This window comes from Klebsiella planticola, from assembly GCF_000783935.2.
Classification (GTDB): domain Bacteria; phylum Pseudomonadota; class Gammaproteobacteria; order Enterobacterales; family Enterobacteriaceae; genus Klebsiella; species Klebsiella planticola.
In genome coordinates, this window is sequence record NZ_CP026047.1 from 2,663,248 (window position 1) to 2,680,356 (window position 17,109).

The window sequence follows — 17,109 nt, forward strand, 5'->3', positions numbered from 1 at the left end:
GGACTTCAGGACAAAAAATAGCGGCTAATCATAGCTCAGCGAGAGTCATTTGAGAATGCTGGATTTTTTGCAGGTCCCAGTTGGCTACCGCATTCTTCAGTAAATCCTCAATACTTAACGCTCGCCATTCCTGCTCAATATCCTGATTAAGAAACATTAACGCCCGCATAATTTCGGGACGCGGATCGCCCTCCGGCAGCGCCGGGGCGTGGTTTTGTTTGGAGAGTTTATTCCCCAGGGCATTCACCGCCAGCGGCAGATGGACATAGTCCGGAGCCTGCCAGCCAAAATGCTGATACAGCGAAATCTGGCGCACCGTCGGTTCGATAAGATCCGCCCCGCGGACGATTTCGCTGACTCCCTGGAAATGATCGTCCACGACCACCGCAAGATTATAGGCGAACAGACCGTCGCGGCGGTGGATAATGAAATCTTCCCGCGCCAGCGCCTCATCGGCGACGAGGGTACCGCGCAGACGGTCATAAAACGCGAGGACCGGCCGCGTCTGACGTAAGCGCAGGGCGGCGTCGTTGGCGCCGAGTCGTAAATCGCGGCAGTGGCCGTCATACACGCCGCCGACGGCGTGAATACGGGCCCGGGTACAGGTGCAGTAATAGCAAAGCCCCTGTTCATGCAGCCAGGCCAGCCGCTCGCGGTAGGCTTCGTGACGCTGCGACTGCCACAGCACTTCGCCGTCCCAGTGCAGGCCGTAGTGCTCCAGCTGGCGCAGAATCGTACTGGCGGCGCCGGGGACTTCACGCGGCGGATCGATATCTTCAATGCGTACGCGCCAGATACCGTTTTGCGCACGGGCCTGAAGATAGCTGCCGAGTGCGGCAATCAGAGAGCCGAAGTGGAGTTCGCCGGAAGGTGAGGGGGCAAAGCGGCCAATATAGTGTGAGTCATTCATGGGTGACTAATAAAACATGTAGGCGGGAGAGACTCCCGCCGGAGATACGATAGCGAAGCGGATTAGCCAGCCATCTGCTTTTCGCGAATTTCCGCCAGCGTTTTGCAGTCGATGCACAGGTCAGCGGTCGGACGCGCTTCCAGACGGCGAATGCCAATCTCAACGCCACAGGATTCGCAGAAGCCGAAATCCTCGTCTTCGACTTTCTTCAGCGTTTTCTCGATCTTTTTGATCAGTTTACGTTCGCGGTCGCGGTTACGCAGTTCCAGGCTGAATTCTTCTTCCTGAGCGGCACGGTCTACCGGATCCGGGAAGTTAGCTGCTTCATCCTGCATGTGCGATACGGTGCGATCCACTTCATCCCTGAGTTGATTACGCCATGCTTCAAGAATACGCCTGAAGTGCGCCAGCTGGGCTTCGTTCATATACTCTTCGCCCGGCTTCTCTTGATATGGCTCCACCCCAGCGATGGCGAGAATACTCAGGGACGATGTTTTACGGTTTTGCCCTTCTTGCATGTTGCTTCTCCTTAACACGCACTATCGATCCCCATGTTGGGGGAAAAATCAGGCCGCTATAAATAGCAGATGCTTTTCCGGATAGCAATTATCTAAACGTTACACTTGACAACCCTGTGAAGAAAAGCGTATTTGCGCTCGCGACCCGGACACAATTTAGCCGTTTATTTACCGGGGGTTAACACCGCGGTAATCGGCTTATTCAGAGTCATCATTTCAGTAGAAAGTTCCGCTTTATAAACGAGAATTTCTACCCCCTTGGTTTGCGCCTCAATCAACAGCTGTGCGTATCTGGCATCAATATGATGCGCGGGTGAGAAACGGTCGATCGCCGAATGGAGCACGGCGAACAAGATTACGGCCCGGTCGCCTGCCGCCGCCACGCTCATCAGCTCCCGAAGGTGCTTTTGACCGCGCTCGGTCACAGCATCGGGGAAATAACCGCTTTCATTTTCCGCCAACGTAACCGATTTCACTTCAATATAGCAGTTTTGTCGCTCTTCTGCCTGTAACATAATATCGATACGACTCTTTTCCTCGCCGTATTTTACTTCACTTTTCAGCGTGTTATATCCAGAAAGTTCGACAATGCTCCCTGCAAGTATCGCCTCTTTTGCCAGTATATTCGCGCGTAAAGTATTAACACAAATTATTGCGCCCCGCTGGGTTTGCGTTAATTCCCAGGTATGGGCGTATTTGCGTTTCGGGTTATCCGACGTGGAGTACCAGACGGTATCGCCGGGGGTCGCGCAGCCGGTCATCGCGCCGGTATTCGGGCAGTGTAGCGTAAGCTCCCGACCGTCGTGGGTGACCACATCCGCCAAAAACCGTTTGTAACGCTTAATCAGGATGGCGGATTGTAAAGGTGGAGTGAACTGCATCAGCTTTCCTTGTTAAAGGGATAACGTTCCAGCGCGGTATAGCGGGTGCGTCCGCGGGAAAAACGGGATTCATAAAGCACAAACTCACTGACGGCAAAAGTCCAGCTGAAGCCCGGCGGCGGAATGGGCACCGCGTGGCGGGCTTCGCGCAGCAGGGTGATATGCGGATGAAACGGCTGCGGGCTTTGATAGCAGCCGCTACGTGCCGCCTGGGCGCGCAGCATGTTAGCCAGCTGTAGCAGGCCGCGCGGAGGCCGGCGGGTGCCGAGCCACACCACGCGGGAACGCAGCCACTGGCCGGCATCGTCGAGCGTGAGCGTAAAACCGGGCTGGCGGATGCGCCCGGCCAGCGCCGCCAGCGCACGCTGCTTGTCCGCGCTGACTTCGCCGAGAAAGGCCAGCGTCAGGTGCAGGTTATCTGCGGCCACCGGCCGTCCGGCATCTTCCGGAAAGTTCGCCGCGCGCCAGTGAACGATTTGCCGCTGGGCTTCAGCAGGCAGCTCAAGGGCGAAAAACAGCCTTTTCGGCTCGGACATGATAGAGACTCGGTAATGAATTATCAGGATGCTACAATGCTTGCCCTCAAATGTTAACCTCCGGAGCCATTCGTGTCCCAATTGCCGGTTGCCGCCGTCCTCCCTGAACTTCTTTCTGCACTGCAGCAGGCGCCGCAGGTATTGCTCAATGCGCCAACCGGCGCCGGGAAATCGACCTGGCTGCCGCTGCAAATACTCGCCGATGGCCATATCGACGGGCGCATTATTCTGCTGGAGCCGCGGCGATTAGCCGCCCGCAACGTGGCACAACGTCTGGCGGAGCTGCTGGGTGAGAAACCGGGGGCGACCGTCGGCTACCGGATGCGCGCGGAAACCTGCATCGGACCGAATACGCGACTGGAGGTAGTGACTGAAGGCATTCTGACGCGGATGATCCAGCACGATCCCGAACTGAGCGGCGTCGGGCTGGTGATCCTCGATGAGTTCCACGAGCGCAGCCTGCAGGCGGATCTGGCGCTGGCGCTGCTGCTGGATGTCCAGCAGGGGCTACGGGAGGATCTTAAACTGCTGATTATGTCAGCGACGCTGGATAACGATCGTCTGCAGCGGCTGCTGCCTTCGGCGCCGACAATCTGCTCTGAAGGGCGTGCGTTCCCGGTGGAAAAACGCTTTCAGGCGCTTGCCGCGCATCAGCGTTTCGATGAAGCGGTCGCCATCGCCGCTGCGGAACTGCTGCGCCAGGAGCGCGGCTCGATGCTGCTGTTCCTCCCGGGCGTGGGGGAAATTCAGCGGGTGCAGGCGCAGCTGGCCGAACGGGTGGCCGACGATGTGGTGCTCTGTCCGCTGTACGGGGCGCTGCCGCTGAGCGAGCAGCGTAAAGCGATTCTCCCGGCCGCCGAAGGTCAGCGCAAAGTGGTGCTGGCGACCAATATCGCCGAGACCAGCTTAACCATCGAAGGCATCCGGCTGGTGGTCGATAGCGCCCAGGAGCGCGTCGCCCGCTTTGACGCCCGTACCGGCTTAACCCGACTGATTACGCAACGCATCAGCCAGGCGTCAATGACCCAACGCGCCGGTCGCGCCGGCCGTCTGGAGCCGGGGATTTGTCTGCATTTGATCGGCAAAGAACAGGCGGAACGCGCGGCGGCACAGAGCGATCCTGAGATACTGCACAGCGATCTCTCAGCGCTGCTGCTGGAGCTTTTACAGTGGGGATGCCGCGATCCGGCGCAGCTGCACTGGCTCGATTTACCGCCTGAGGTAAACCTGGCAGCGGCCCGACGCTTGCTGACGGCGCTATCGGCGCTGGAGGGCGACAGGTTATCGGCGCGCGGGCGCCAAATGGCCACCCTGGGTAATGACCCGCGTCTCGCGGCCATGTTGACGGCGGCAGCCGATCCGGATGATGCGGCGACCGCGGCGAAACTGGCGGCGATCCTCGAAGAGCCTCCGCGCGGCGGAAACAGCGATCTCGGCGCGGCGTTTGCCCGCCAGCAGCCGAACTGGCAGCAGCGGGCGCAGCAGCTTTTGAAGCGGCTGGGCAGCCGTGATGGTCAGCCCGATGCACAGCGCCTGGCGCTGCTGCTGGCGCCGGCATTTGTCGACCGGATCGCCCGTCGCCGCGGTCAGGAAGGGCGCTATCAGCTCGCCAACGGGATGGGGGCGATGCTGGACGCCGACGATGCGCTCGGGCGCCACGAATGGCTGATTGCGCCTCTGCTCCTGCAGGGAAGCGCCTCGCCGGACGCGCGGATCCTCCTGGCGCTGCCGCTGGATGTCAATGCGCTGCTGGCGCAGTGCCCCGGGTTGGCGCAGCGTTCCGATACCGTCGAATGGGATGAGGCGCAGGGGACGCTGAAGGCCTGGCGACGTACCTGTATCGGTCAACTGGTGTTAAAAACCCAGCCGCTGGCGAAACCCTCGGAAGAGGAGCTGCATCAGGCGATGCTCAACGGCATCCGCGATAAGGGCCTCGGCGTGCTTAACTGGACGCCGGAAGCCGAACAGCTGCGTCTGCGCCTGCTCTGCGCGGCACAATGGCTGCCAGAAGAGGCGTGGCCGGCCGTCGACGACGCCTCGCTACTGGACTCGCTTGAAGCCTGGCTGCTACCGCAGATGAGCGGAGTGCACTCGCTGCGCGCGCTGAAAGCGTTGGATGTACGCCAGGCGCTACAAAACTGGCTGCCGTGGTCATTGCGACAGAAGCTGGACAGCGAACTGCCAACCCATTACACGGTGCCGACCGGGAGCCGGATAGCGATCCGCTACCATGCCGATAATCCGCCTGCGCTGGCGGTACGTATGCAGGAGATGTTCGGCGAAGCCGCCACGCCGACGATAGCCCAGGGCCGGATCGCGCTGGTGCTGGAGCTGCTGTCGCCTGCGCAGCGTCCGCTGCAGATTACCCGCGACCTCAGCGCTTTCTGGCAGGGGACCTATCGCGAGGTGCAAAAAGAGATGAAGGGGCGTTATCCCAAACATGTCTGGCCGGACGACCCGGCCAATACCGCGCCGACGCGGCGCACCAAAAAGTATTCGTAGCCGGGCTTGTCGAGCTCTGGTTACAGCGTCTGAGTCCACAGAAACAGGCCGCTGCCCGCCAGCGCCAGCCAGGGGCCGAAGGCCAGCGGCTGATCCAGGGACTGGAGGGTGATCCGCCGTTGCAGCAAGGTCCAGATCAGGCCGCTGGCCGAGGCGCACAGCAGCGTCTGCGGCAGGATCTGCCAGCCTGACCATGCGCCGAGTGCCGCCAGCAACTTAAAATCTCCGTATCCGAGCGCCTCTTTGCCGGTCAACAGGCGAAACAGCCAGTAAACCGTCCACAGCGATAAATAGCCCGTCATGGCGCCGATCACCGCTTCGCTGAGCGGGACAAATGTGCCGTTGAGATTAAACAGCAGACCGGCCCACAGCAGCGGCAGAGTCAGCCGATCCGGCAGGAGCTGAGTCTGGCCGTCGATGATCGCCAGCACCAGCAGCGTGGAGAGCAGGATCAGCCCCCCCAACAGCGGTAACCCCGGCGTCAGCAGATATCCGGCCAGCACAAATAGCAGTCCGCTGGCCAGTTCCGTCAGCGGATAGCGCTGGGAAATGGGCGCCTGGCAGCAGCGGGCGCGTCCTTTGAGTGAGAGATAGCTGAGCAGAGGAATATTATCCCGCCAGATGAGAGGCCGCTGGCACTGGGGGCAGAAGGAGGCGGGAACGCACAGGTTGAATCGTGCGGACTCTTCCTGCCGCATCATCAGCGGCAAACGGTGGATAACCACGTTAAAAAAGCTGCCAAACGTCAGGCCGAAAATAAACAAAAATCCGCCCCATAACAGGGGGAACTGCAACGAAAATGCGCTAAGTAGCGTCATGATGTCTCCTGTGATTACCATTTCCCCTGCAGTTGCCAGGGGATGCGTCCCTGCTCATCCTGGCGCTGATGTTGGGCAACGAGCAGGGTGAGGAGGGCTGGGGTTGACTGACGTGTCTGCAGCTTGCCGTGAAAGGCGTAGCGACCATCGGGGCTCAGGGTGCCCTGGCCAGTGAGGCTGAGCTGATGAGAGTCCTGGCTGAGGGTGAGCGCCAGCGCCCCTGCGGGCGTGCAGCTAAATTTGCCGCTTACGCGGGCCAGCTCGAGGGAGCCGGCCGGGGAGCTTAGCTGCGCTTCCTGCCACTGCACGCGGCCGCCGGACACCTGCTGGCAGCCGGCCTGGTTAAAGCGACCTTCCGACAGGTTCAGGGCGATCTGGCCGCTGGCCTCGGCCGGCAGCGCCTGCGTGAGCCAGCGCCTGGCAAGGTTGGCGGGGATGATCAAAAGGCCGTTCTGCAAGCGGAGCGTGGTCATTCCATAGAGCGAGACGTGTCCGCGTAAGCCGTCGGGATCGTCGAGCGTGACCCGCCAGCCGGGAAGGCCGGAAGAGAAGGTCAGCGTCCAGCGAAGGTGGGCGAGGCGAACGCCGCGCCAGGCTAACTGCCGGGCCTCACCGTGCCAAACGGTTCCGCTGAGCTCGCCGACTCTGACGCCGTCCGGCAGGGCGAAAGTCAGCAGACGGGCCGGCGCGGTCAACAGCAGCCAGCACAGATACATTCCCGCGAGCAGCAGGCCGAACGCGACTTTACGGGGCATGCGGACGCTCCAGCACCAGGGTCGTCACCGTCACCCAACCGGGTTGCGTCGGTTGAGCGCTGACGGCCAGAGAAGAGGCGAAGATGCCCTGGCGGGCGAGGGCGTCCAGCCATGTCATCAGCGCCTGAAAAGTGCAGGCCGGCAAGGTCACGTTCACCCGGGCGCCCTGCGGCTGTAGCCGGACAATCGCCAGCTCCAGGCGGGTGGCTTCACGCATGATGGCGGCGGAGAGATCCTCCTTCGTCGCGGTCGCGGCCCCCGGTGTCTGGCGGGCTAGCTGCTGGAGCCGGGGCGTTTGCTGCTGCATCCAGCGCAGGGTTGCCTGCTCTCTGACGAGCGTTTGTTGCCAGCGGGCTTCCCGACTGAGCCACGGCTGCCAGAGCGCGTACCAGATGATGCCCACCGCCAGCAGCAGGCCCATGCCGATTAACAGGCGCTGTTCGCGACGGGTGCGCTGTTGCCATAACATAACCCAATCAGCCATCGTTGCCCTCCAGCGTCAGACGCCCTTCAATTCCGTCGGGGCGGGGTTTCATTTCTCCTGTCCGCACGCGAAAACCGGCCTGTGCGCGGGTGGTGAACTGCTCCAGCGCCCGTGAAGAAACCGCCGAAATATCGAGCTGAAGCGCATTGCGCGCGGCATCCCAGGTCAACGACCGCAGCTGAATCCCCGGGGTGTCGGAGACCATATTTTGCAAGCTGCGAATATGGGCGGCCAGCGGTGAGGCGGCGGTTGTCGCTTCCAGCTGGTGCAGGTGCTGCTGCATCTGCAGGCGTGGGTTGATAACGTTTTTATCGTTTTTGAACCACTGGCGATAAAACGCCCGGCTGGCCTCCTGGGCCGCATCCGCCTGGCGGCTCAGGGCAAGGTGGTCAAGCACGGCATTGGTGCTCCACAGCAGCACCAGCGCTGCCGCCGCGGCGAGCATCGGGCGCCAGCGCCGGCCGGCCGGCTGCCAGCGACGCTTTGGTGCAAAGGTCCCCTGACGTAAACAGATCTGCCGGGCTGCCGGGTTCGCCGCCGCCAGAGCGAGCACATCCTGCGGTGCGAACACGCGCCAGGGGGCGGGGATGGCAGGCGGTGGGGAATAGCAATCGATCGGCGGCAGCGTTTCCCAGGCCGCGAGTACTTCCGCAAGCCACGGGGTTTCTACCGCCATCCCGCACCAGGCGTCCTGGCGAATCAGCCATTGGTCATCGGCCTGTACCGCGCTCCAGCGATCGGGGAGGCAGGGCAGCGTCAATACATCCGGCGTCAGCGCGAGAATATGAAGCCGTAGTTCGTCGCAGCGGGCGAGCCAGGCGGCCATCTTCTGCCGCGCTATCGCCGCGACGGCACAGCGCTCACGCTGACGGTGGAGCAGGGCGAAGTGGGTCTCGTCGACGTCGGTGGCCAGCTGCTCTTCCAGTAAAAACGGCACCACCTGTTGTGGAGCTTTGCGCAGACCCGCCGGGAGCGTGACGTGGTGGAAGGCGCAGTCGCTGGCCGGGACCAGTACCCAGGCGGGATAGCGTTGCGCCAGTTCGGGGAGCGTAGCGTCAGCGCCGGTGGCGGACCACTCGCCGCAGGCTTCCCGTTGCGGGTCACCCGGGCAGACCAGTCGCCAGGCGACGGGACGCTCGGGGGCAGCAAGACGCACAATGAGCATCTCTCGCTGTGCGGTTTTATCGTGATTCATCGGCCACCCTATAGAGTCCATAATGCCGCTGGATAATACGGAAAGTACGACCTTCTTTTTGCAGGACACTCCGCTGCTGATAACGCGTGCTGCCCATCACCACGGTGAAGGCGGCCACAAACCGTTGACTGTGAACCGTCAGCCACGGGCGGGCGGCGGCGGTATCGCTTTGCTGTAAAGCTGGCAGGGCCAGGAAAGCGGCAACGCTGTTCCAGCCGCTGCGCGGGCGATCCTGCAGCAGCTGGCGCGCCTGCTGGAGATTGACGCCGGTAGGAAAGAGCGCCATCAGCAGCGGGGCCTGGTCTACCCTGAGCGTATTTACGTTGAGCTGCAGGGCGTCGTCCGGCAGGGCGCAAACAAAGGGCAGCAGGCGCAGATACAGCGCGGCGTCCATTCCGGCAATCAGCCGCAGTTCGCTGACGTCCTGGATCTTCTGATTCGCGGCGAGGTATCCCGACGAGCGCGCCATGTATACCTCATCTTCGCCGCCGTTGAGGCGCGGTTCCCGGTCGCCATCGATCCAGTCGCGCAGCGCGGCGGTGAGCTGAAGCGCCCGTAGCGGCTCTTCGCCGAGGTTTTCCAGCAGGCGGGTAAAGGCGCGCGCCGGCCAGGGGATCGCTTCGCTTTCCTCGCCGCTGCCGTGGTTGATAGCATTGAGGTTAAAGCAGGCCTGGCCATCGGTGATGGTCGCGTTAATCTCGCCGTCGTTGACCGTGAAGCGGCGTCCTTCCTGCGCCCAGTTTTGCGCCAGATGGGTTTGGTTCGGGGAGTCCAGCGCATCGCGCTGAAGCAGCGCGGCGGCCATGGTTTCCGCGCCTAGCGCATACCATTTCGCCTGCAGGTTATCGAGGGTGGTGGCGGTTTGCTGATAGAGGCGCGCCGTACGCTCGGTCATCGCGCTTGCCAGCACCATCATCAGGGCCAGGATCAGCAGTACCATCAGGAGCGCGACGCCGCGCTGTCGGTGGTTCATTGGCTGGCTCCGGGCGTTATCAGAAACAGGCGCGTGATATCCCCGTAGCCATCCAGCGTCAGGGTGACTTCGAGGCCCAGGGGCAGGCTTTGCGTGTTGTCCCAGCGCTCCTGCCAGCGGCCATTGGCATAGAAGCGTAGACGGAAGGCCTGGATGCCATCTTGCAGGACGTCCACCGTCGGTTCGACGCCGGTGAGCGGGTCCTGCTGATCATAGCTCAGCCGTTCCAGCTGCTGCTGGCGCAGACGGTAGCTGACGTTCTGGATCTCGGAACGCGGCAGCATCCCCAGCGGATTCGGCCAGCCGTTGCGGCTGAAGGCTATCGCCCAGTCATCGCTGTTGAGCTGAAAACGTCCGGCAAAAAAGAGGCTGGCGCTCTCGCGGCTGCGACGCGGGATAATCTGATTGAAGTCGGCGGCCATCTGGCTGAAGGTGCGTTGCAGCGCCTCAACGTGCAGCGTTTTTTCCCGGGTCAGGCTATCGGCGCGGAGGACGTTTTGCAGAACCGCCATCGCAGCGATGCTCAGCGCCGCCAGAATCGCCAGCGCCAGCAGCATCTCCACGAGAGTAAAACCGCGCATCGTGCGTATCATCATGGCTGAGTCACGTAGGTACGTAGCGAAGCGATCGGGGTCTTATCACGCTTATCGTGACGGACCTCGACATCCAGCGCGCGTAGCTGCGGGATCTCCGTTTCCACGCCTTGCCAGCGGATATACCAGCGGCTTCCCGCCGCCTGTACCTCGGTTTCCGAGCTGCTCAGCGCCGGCCAGCGGTTTTCCAGCTTCAGCTGCACCAGCTGGTTATCGGCGAGCCAGCCGGCGAGGGTTTTCTCTTCCATCCGCCCCATGTGGCGGGTCTGCTGGAGGGTCGCCTGCATGACGGAGAGCCCGGCCAGGGCGAAGACCACCAGGGCGACCATGACTTCGATGAGCGTCATTCCGGATTGTGCTTTCATCGTCCATCATCCTGTCGGGCTGAGCGGATTGCGCCGCGGGCATCGACGGCAATCCCTTCGGCGCTGCCGATCTGCAGCTGAAACGGCGTGACTTCGCCGCCGGGAAACAGCAGGACATCGGGCTGTTCGCCCGGCGTCCATTGGGCATCATGCGGGAAGCTCAGGGTCAGTTTTCCCGATGCGACCTGGCCTGCGGTGGCGACGCGGCCCGGCGGCAGCGGCAGCCAGCGATAACCGTACCAGCTCTCCTCCGTAGCGGGATTCGCCGCAGCGTCATCGCGCGGTTGCAGCAGCATAAACTGCCAGCGATCGGGGTGAATCGAGATGCCAAAGAACTGGCCGGTCTGGAGCCCGCGTTCGCGGATAAAGCGCAGCTGCGTCTGAAATCGCTCAAGAGTGTGCGCCGCGTCATCCTCGCGTGATGTCGGAAATGCCAGCATCACCATGCCCGCGCTGACGCCCATCAACAGCAAAATGAGCATCATTTCCAGTAACGTGAAGCCGCGCTGTCGCACTATTTTTTCCCGATATTCCAGTTGCCAATATCGTCATTGGTATCCGGCATCCCGTCAGGGCCAACGCTAAACACGTCGATCTGACCGTGCTGGCCGGGGCTGAGCAGCTGATAGTCGTTGCCCCACGGATCCTGAGGCAGACGGCGGATATAGCCGCCCTCCGGGTAGTTACGCGCCTGCGGCTCGGCGCCAGGCCGGCTGACCAGCGCCTGGAGACCCTGCTCGCTATTGGGGTAGCGACTGTTGTCCAGTTTGTACATATCCAGCGCCCCCTCCAGCGCCACCAGATCGCTGACCACCTTCTGGCGATCCGCTTTTTCTTTGTTGCCCATTAAGTTGGGCACCACCAGGCTGGCGAGAATGCCGAGGATGACAATCACCACCATAATTTCCAGTAACGTGAAGCCGCGCTGCCGTTGCATATTTTTCTCCATTAAGACAATTACATACTCATAAGGGTGTTGAGTTGCAGGATCGGTTGCAGGATCGCCAGAACGATAAACAGCACCATTCCAGCCATTGCCACCACCAGCAAAGGTTCAAACAGGCTGAGCGCCATCTGAATTTGCGCGCTCAGTTCGCGGTCCTGGTTGTCGGCGGCACGTTCGAGCATGCCGTTGAGTTCTCCGCTCTGTTCGCCGCTGGCCACCATGTAGCGCATCATCGGCGGGAAGAGGGCGGTCATTTCCAGGGCGCGATGCAGGCTAATGCCTTCGCGTACCGACTCCGTGGCCGCCTCCAGCTGGCGGCGTGCCCACGCGTTGCTCAGCACTTCCGCGCTGATGCGCATCGACAGCAGCAGCGGAACGGCGCTGGCGTTCAGAATGCTTAAGGTTCGGGCATAGCGGGCGCTGTTGATGCTGCGGGCGACCCGACCGATCAGCGGCAGGCGCAGCAGCTGTTTGTGCCACAGCAGGCGTCGCGCGGGCTGACGTAAGGCGTAGTGCAGCAGCAGGCCTCCGCCGATCAGCGCCAGCAACAGCCAGGGGCCGGCGGTGCGGACCAGATCGCTGAGGGCCATCAACAGGCGGGTTGAGAACGGCAGCGCCTGCTTCATATGGACAAACTGATCGACGACTTTGGGCACCACCGTGGAGAGCAAAATGGCGATCACGCTGATGGCGACCAGCGTCAGGACGATAGGGTAGATCATCGCCTGCAGCAGACGGGCGCGCAGCTGCTGGCGCTGTTCGGTATAGTCCGCCAGTCGGTTCAGGACGCTGTCAAGATGACCGGAAGTTTCCCCGGCGGCCACCATGGCGCAGTACAGCTGATCAAAACAGCCCGGATAACCGCGCATGGATTCCGCCAGCGAATGGCCTTCAAGCACCTTGCCGCGCACGCCCGCCATCAGGGTCCTGAGAGGGGCTTTTTCGCACTGCTGCGCCACGGCATCCAGCGCTTTCTCGAGCGGGATGGCGGCCGCCACCAGCGTGGCCAGCTGGCGGGTCAGCAAGGCCAGATCGCTGGCACTGGTGCGCCGCGTCAGCAGCGATCGAGGGGAGCCCGGCGTTGCCTGCGCGACGGCGTGAATCTCAAGGAGCAGCCAGCCTTTTTCCCGCAGCAGCTGGCGGGCGTGACGGGCGGAATCGGCCTGCTGCACGCCGCGCTGGGTTTTGCCATGCTCATCGAGCGCCTGATAGCGAAAGACAGCCATTTTAGTCTGCTTCTCCCGTGCGCTGTTCGGTCACTCTGACCACCTCTTCCCAACTGGTGATTCCGGCCAGCACCTTGTCCCGCCCGGCATCCCGCAGAGTGGTGTAGTCCGCCCCCAGCTGCTGAATCAGCGTTAATTCATTTTCTCCCCGGTGGATGGCCATGCGCACCCGATCGTCAACCCGCAGCAGTTCATGGATCCCGGTGCGTCCGCGATAGCCGGTAAAACTACACTCCGCGCAGCCGACCGCCCGCCACAGCGGCGTTCCGCGGGCGATGGCCATTTGGCCGGCGGTTTGCGCATCGGCCGGCTGCGACTGGCGGCAGTGCGGGCAAAGGCGGCGCACCAGACGCTGCGACATGACGGCCAGCAGCGACGTGGAGAGCAAAAACGGCTCGACGCCCATATCCTGCAGACGCGAAATGGCCCCCAGCGCGCTGTTGGTATGGAGCGTGGAGAGCACCAGATGTCCGGTCAACGAGGCCTGCACGGCGATCTGCGCCGTCTCGCCATCGCGAATTTCCCCCACCAGCACCACGTCCGGGTCCTGGCGCAAAATCGCGCGCAGCCCGCGGGCAAAGGTCATCTCCACTTTGGTGTTGACCTGAGTCTGGCCGATACCCTCCAGCTCATATTCGACCGGATCCTCAATGGTCATGATATTGCGCTCCCGGGCGTCGAGCCGGCTGAGGGCGGCGTACAGGGTGGTGCTTTTGCCTGAACCGGTGGGGCCGGTAACCAGAATGATGCCGTGCGGGCGAGCCATCAGATCGTCGACCTGCTGCAACAGCGCGGGAGGCATCCCCAGGGTGAGCAGATCGAGGTTGACGCTGTTTTTGTCCAGCAGACGCAAAACCACGCGCTCGCCGTAACTGGAAGGCAACGTTGAGACGCGAACATCAACGGCGCGCCCGCCAATGCGCAACGCCATGCGCCCGTCCTGCGGAATGCGTTTCTCCGCGATGTCGAGGCTTGCCATGACCTTAATGCGGGAGATCAGCAGGGCGGCGAGGCGGCGCTGCGGGCGCAGGATTTCGCGCAGGACGCCATCCACCCGAAAGCGAATTTGCAGATGACGTTCGTAGGTTTCGATATGAATATCCGAGGCTTTTTCTTTGATGGCCTCGGTGAGCATGGCGTTAATCAGGCGAATGATCGGCGCATCGTCCTCGCTGTCCAGCAGGTCGTCGGTATCTGGCAGCTCTTCGGCCAGGGTGTATAAATCCAGCTCGTTACCGATATCGGCCATCATGCGCCGGGCTTCCGCGGAGTCCCGCTGGTAGCTCAGCACCAACAGCTTTTCAAACTCTTCAGCGGAGAGATGTTCAACGGCGATCGGCCCATCCGCGACCCGCCGCGCCTCCAGCAACGCCTGAGCGGGCGTGCTGCGCAGGCAGTGGACCCGAGAGGCCGCGCCATCGCTGAGCAGCACGATATTGTGGGCGCGGGCGTAGACGAAGGGCAGCAGCGGGCGGGACTCGGTTGCTGGCGTCATGGCTTGCCTCCCAGGTTGAAGGCATCGATGGCGGCGCTTATCTGGCGAAAAGCAACGGTGTCCTGCTGCGGGTAGATATGCAGCCGATCGTCACTCAGCAACGCCTCGTTGTTCTCTTTGCCGCGCTGTTTAGTCTGGGCTTCGTTAAAAGCGTTGTACTGGCCCGAAGAGGCCTGACGGTAGCTATCGCGATCGCGAATGATCGTCGGGCGGATAAACAGCATCAGGTTCCGTTTGGAGACTTTCTTACTGCTAGAGCGGAATAGGGCGCCGATAACCGGAATATCCCCGAGCAGCGGGACTTTATCCGCCGTATCGGTGACGCTTTTGTCCAGCAGTCCGCCGACCACCACCGTTTCGCCGCTGCCCACCAGCACCGCATTATTCACCGTCCGGGTGTTGAAGGTAGCCCCTAGATCGGAGCTGGTGCTGGAGGCGGAGTCGGCGACGCTGGAGACCTCCTGTTCGATCTCCAGCAGCACCGAATCGCCTTCGTTGATCTGCGGTTTGACCTTGAGCTTGATACCGACGGTTTTACGTTCAACGGTGTTGAAGATGTTATCCCCGGAGGTGGTTTGCGAGCCGCTGAGCACCGGGACTTCCTGGCCGACGTTAAAGGTGGCTTCCATGTTGTCGAGAGTGACAATGCTGGGGGTCGCGAGAATATCGTTTTTGCTGCTGCTGGAGAGCGCGGTCAGCAGCATCGCCCAGTTGCCCTGGTAAAACCCGGCGGCGATGCCGTTAAACGAGCTTAACGCGCTGGCAAGCGAAGTGGTGACCGTGCCGTCTTTGTTGTATTGATTGGCGCCGGCAATCACCGTCGACATCGGCAGACCGCTGTTGTTGAACTGGGTCATCCCGGCATTTTTGTTGGCCCACTGGACGCCGAGATTGAGGCCGTCGGCGTCCTGGACTTCGGCAATAATCGCTTCCACCAGCACCTGCGGACGACGAATATCCAGCTGGGCGATCACCCGCTCAAGATCGTTCATCACGTCCGGCGCGGCGGTGACAATCAGGGCGTTGGTCTGACCGTGGGCCTTGATAATGATATTTTTATCCAGCGCGGCCACCGGTTTCGCGCTCTGTTTGTCGCTCTGCAGAGTGCTGCTGATGCCGGTTAACACTTCCACCAGATCGGCGGCTTTGGCGTACTTGAGGTAGATGACTTTGGTATTGCCCTGGACCGCCTGCTGGCGGTCGAGCTGTTTAATCATGGTGATGATGCGCTGCCGCGAATTCGGCTCGCCGCTCACCAGTACCGAATTGGTGCGCTCGTCAGCGACTACGTTCGCCACCATCGAACCGGGAAGCGCGGATTTACTGGTGTCTTTGTTTAGCTCGGTGACCAGTTTGACTACGTCGGCGGCGGAGGCCCAGGATAGCGGGACCGTCACTACGCTGCGATCGCCCGCGTTATCGACGCGTTCGACAATGGTCAGCAGGCGTTTGATCACCGCGGCGCGTCCGGTCATCAGCAGGACGTTAGAGGGTTCGTAGTGCACCACGCTGCCCGCGCCGGCGTTATCGTTGAGCTGGCGCAGCAGCGGTGCCAGATCGCGGGCAGCCACGTTGGTCAGCGGAACCACGCGGGTCACGACTTCATCCCCTTCACCGGGGGCGGCATCGCTGGCGACCGGGACCGCGGCGGTTTTGGCATCTTTCGAACGTACCACTTTAAGCACGCCGTTATTCATATTGATAACGGCAAATCCATAGACATCCAGTACGCTGAGGAAAAACTGATAATATTGCTCTTCGTTGAGCATATCGTAACTACGGACGGTAATGGTGCCGCGTACGCTGGGATCAATGATGACCGTTTTATTCAGGTTCTTGCTCACGGTATTAATAAATTCCTGAATATCGGTGCCCTTAAAGCTGGCGGAGAATTCTTCCGCGTGCAGCGGCCTGAATAGCAGCGAACTGAATATCATCAGAGTGGTGAAAATCAGGCGGAAAATCGTTGTCTTTGCCAATTATTCATCCCTCAATGCTAAATAGATATCTTGTCGCTGGCCTTCGCGTTCGACGGTTAGCGTTATTTCACTGAGCTCCGGGAGCTGTTTTAATGCCTGCTGAGCCTGTTGCCGATCGCGAAGATCAAGCCCGTTCAAGGCGACCGCCAGATCGTTTTCATGTAAACCCGATTCACGGAAAAGCGTGGGGTCTTTGCCGGGATTAAGTCGATATCCGCTGAGCTGCTCGTTAACCATGACCGGGGAAATATTGAGGTAATTAAGAATATTTTGCGGCTGCTGGCGAATCTTGCTGAGTGGTGAATTAAGCGCGGTGTCAGGGGCGCCTGCGGCTTTCATCGAGCCGTCATCCGCGAGTAAAATCGCTTCATTTCTGCCCCGGTAGTTGACAATAATGCGATCGCGCAGAATCGCGATAATCCGGGCTTCATTACCCGGTGTGCTGTCGCCGGTCATCAGGCTAACTTGTTGATTTCCTTTTGCCATGATGACAATCGAACGAGCCGCGTCGCTGCTGGCGAGCAGGCCGGTAATCCGCAGTTTAAGGGACGAGAGCGGGGCCTGGTCAAGGCTCTCGTCATGGGCCGATGATTGCGGCTTTTTTTCTGCGCGACCGAATAGCGTGAATACCGGTAATTCCGTTTTTGGCGCCGGGATGAGCGGGGAGATCTCCGGCGCGTCATTCACCTCAATAGCCGGAGAGTATGCAGGGAGTATCATTCGCCAGCTTAATTTTGCCAGCTGTTGGCCAATCAGTAATAAGGTGACGAGCATGGCAATATGCGGTGCGTAATGCATGTATTTTTTATTTATTAGTGTTAACTGCATCACAGAAATATATCTTTTTATTCCGTTGCTCATTTTATTTCCCTCGAGGCGATACAGTACCCCTACCTATATTGGTGGGTGGTTTTTTTATATTGCGAGCTTTTA

The 17,109-nt window shown here is 60.9% G+C and carries 18 protein-coding genes; 1 reads left to right on the forward strand and 17 read right to left on the reverse strand.

Features of this window, described 5'->3' with window-relative positions; translation table 11 throughout:
• Positions 1-28: 28 nt before the first annotated feature.
• From gluQRS to thpR, 4 genes are all read right to left on the reverse strand, one after another.
• A complete protein-coding gene (gene gluQRS, locus MC50_RS12905; protein WP_047664057.1) occupies positions 29-910 on the reverse strand; it encodes a tRNA glutamyl-Q(34) synthetase GluQRS in 882 nt (293 codons plus the stop codon).
• Positions 911-972: 62 nt separating this feature from the next.
• A complete protein-coding gene (gene dksA, locus MC50_RS12910; protein ID WP_032689443.1) occupies positions 973-1,428 on the reverse strand; it encodes an RNA polymerase-binding protein DksA in 456 nt (151 codons plus the stop codon).
• Between the two features lie 164 nt (positions 1,429-1,592).
• Complete coding sequence (sfsA, locus tag MC50_RS12915; protein WP_047664060.1) at positions 1,593-2,309, reverse strand: DNA/RNA nuclease SfsA; 717 nt, start codon at positions 2,307-2,309, stop codon at positions 1,593-1,595.
• On the reverse strand, positions 2,309-2,845 hold the full coding sequence (gene thpR / locus MC50_RS12920; protein WP_032689441.1) for an RNA 2',3'-cyclic phosphodiesterase: 537 nt from the start codon (positions 2,843-2,845) through the stop codon (positions 2,309-2,311). Before thpR ends, sfsA begins: the two co-directional genes overlap by 1 nt.
• A 72-nt stretch (positions 2,846-2,917) precedes the next feature.
• Here thpR and hrpB point away from each other — a divergent pair, with 72 nt between their 5' ends.
• Positions 2,918-5,347 carry an ATP-dependent helicase HrpB gene (gene hrpB / locus MC50_RS12925; protein ID WP_047664061.1) on the forward strand — a complete coding sequence of 810 codons (2,430 nt, stop codon included), beginning with the start codon at positions 2,918-2,920 and terminating at the stop codon, positions 5,345-5,347.
• A 20-nt stretch (positions 5,348-5,367) separates the two neighbouring features.
• Here the strand turns inward: hrpB and MC50_RS12930 are convergent, their stop codons facing one another.
• Genes MC50_RS12930 through gspC form a run of 13 tightly spaced genes read right to left on the reverse strand, consistent with a single transcriptional unit; the run spans position 5,368 to position 17,037 of the window.
• Positions 5,368-6,165 (reverse strand): prepilin peptidase, encoded by a 798-nt coding sequence (locus MC50_RS12930; RefSeq protein ID WP_032689439.1) that lies wholly within the window; start codon positions 6,163-6,165, stop codon positions 5,368-5,370.
• A gap of 14 nt (positions 6,166-6,179) precedes the next feature.
• Positions 6,180-6,920: a type II secretion system protein N gene (locus tag MC50_RS12935; protein ID WP_047664063.1), complete on the reverse strand. Its 741-nt coding sequence runs from the start codon at positions 6,918-6,920 to the stop codon at positions 6,180-6,182.
• The gene (gene gspM, locus MC50_RS12940) at positions 6,910-7,404 is read right to left on the reverse strand and encodes a type II secretion system protein GspM (protein WP_032698127.1); all 495 of its coding nucleotides are present in this window, start codon (positions 7,402-7,404) and stop codon (positions 6,910-6,912) included. The genes MC50_RS12935 and gspM overlap by 11 nt, the downstream gene beginning before the upstream one ends.
• A complete protein-coding gene (gene gspL, locus MC50_RS12945) occupies positions 7,397-8,599 on the reverse strand; it encodes a type II secretion system protein GspL (protein WP_047664065.1) in 1,203 nt (400 codons plus the stop codon). The genes gspM and gspL overlap by 8 nt, the downstream gene beginning before the upstream one ends.
• On the reverse strand, positions 8,586-9,572 hold the full coding sequence (gene gspK, locus MC50_RS12950; RefSeq protein ID WP_047664067.1) for a type II secretion system minor pseudopilin GspK: 987 nt from the start codon (positions 9,570-9,572) through the stop codon (positions 8,586-8,588). Before gspK ends, gspL begins: the two co-directional genes overlap by 14 nt.
• Positions 9,569-10,165: a type II secretion system minor pseudopilin GspJ gene (gene gspJ / locus MC50_RS12955; protein ID WP_032697303.1), complete on the reverse strand. Its 597-nt coding sequence runs from the start codon at positions 10,163-10,165 to the stop codon at positions 9,569-9,571. Before gspJ ends, gspK begins: the two co-directional genes overlap by 4 nt.
• Positions 10,165-10,530 carry a type II secretion system minor pseudopilin GspI gene (gene gspI / locus MC50_RS12960; RefSeq protein WP_032689434.1) on the reverse strand — a complete coding sequence of 122 codons (366 nt, stop codon included), beginning with the start codon at positions 10,528-10,530 and terminating at the stop codon, positions 10,165-10,167. The genes gspJ and gspI overlap by 1 nt, the downstream gene beginning before the upstream one ends.
• Positions 10,527-11,045: a type II secretion system minor pseudopilin GspH gene (gene gspH, locus MC50_RS12965; protein ID WP_032689433.1), complete on the reverse strand. Its 519-nt coding sequence runs from the start codon at positions 11,043-11,045 to the stop codon at positions 10,527-10,529. Before gspH ends, gspI begins: the two co-directional genes overlap by 4 nt.
• The gene (gene gspG / locus MC50_RS12970) at positions 11,045-11,467 is read right to left on the reverse strand and encodes a type II secretion system major pseudopilin GspG (RefSeq protein WP_032689432.1); all 423 of its coding nucleotides are present in this window, start codon (positions 11,465-11,467) and stop codon (positions 11,045-11,047) included. The genes gspH and gspG overlap by 1 nt, the downstream gene beginning before the upstream one ends.
• A 20-nt stretch (positions 11,468-11,487) precedes the next feature.
• Positions 11,488-12,702, reverse strand: coding sequence for a type II secretion system inner membrane protein GspF (gspF, locus tag MC50_RS12975; protein ID WP_047664070.1), 1,215 nt, complete (start codon positions 12,700-12,702; stop codon positions 11,488-11,490).
• Position 12,703: 1 nt separating this feature from the next.
• Positions 12,704-14,197: a type II secretion system ATPase GspE gene (gspE, locus tag MC50_RS12980; RefSeq protein ID WP_047664071.1), complete on the reverse strand. Its 1,494-nt coding sequence runs from the start codon at positions 14,195-14,197 to the stop codon at positions 12,704-12,706.
• Complete coding sequence (gene pulD, locus MC50_RS12985; RefSeq protein WP_046853156.1) at positions 14,194-16,134, reverse strand: GspD family T2SS secretin variant PulD; 1,941 nt, start codon at positions 16,132-16,134, stop codon at positions 14,194-14,196. The genes gspE and pulD overlap by 4 nt, the downstream gene beginning before the upstream one ends.
• Before the next feature lie 42 nt (positions 16,135-16,176).
• Positions 16,177-17,037 carry a type II secretion system protein GspC gene (gene gspC / locus MC50_RS12990; protein ID WP_032697287.1) on the reverse strand — a complete coding sequence of 287 codons (861 nt, stop codon included), beginning with the start codon at positions 17,035-17,037 and terminating at the stop codon, positions 16,177-16,179.
• Positions 17,038-17,109: the final 72 nt, after the last annotated feature.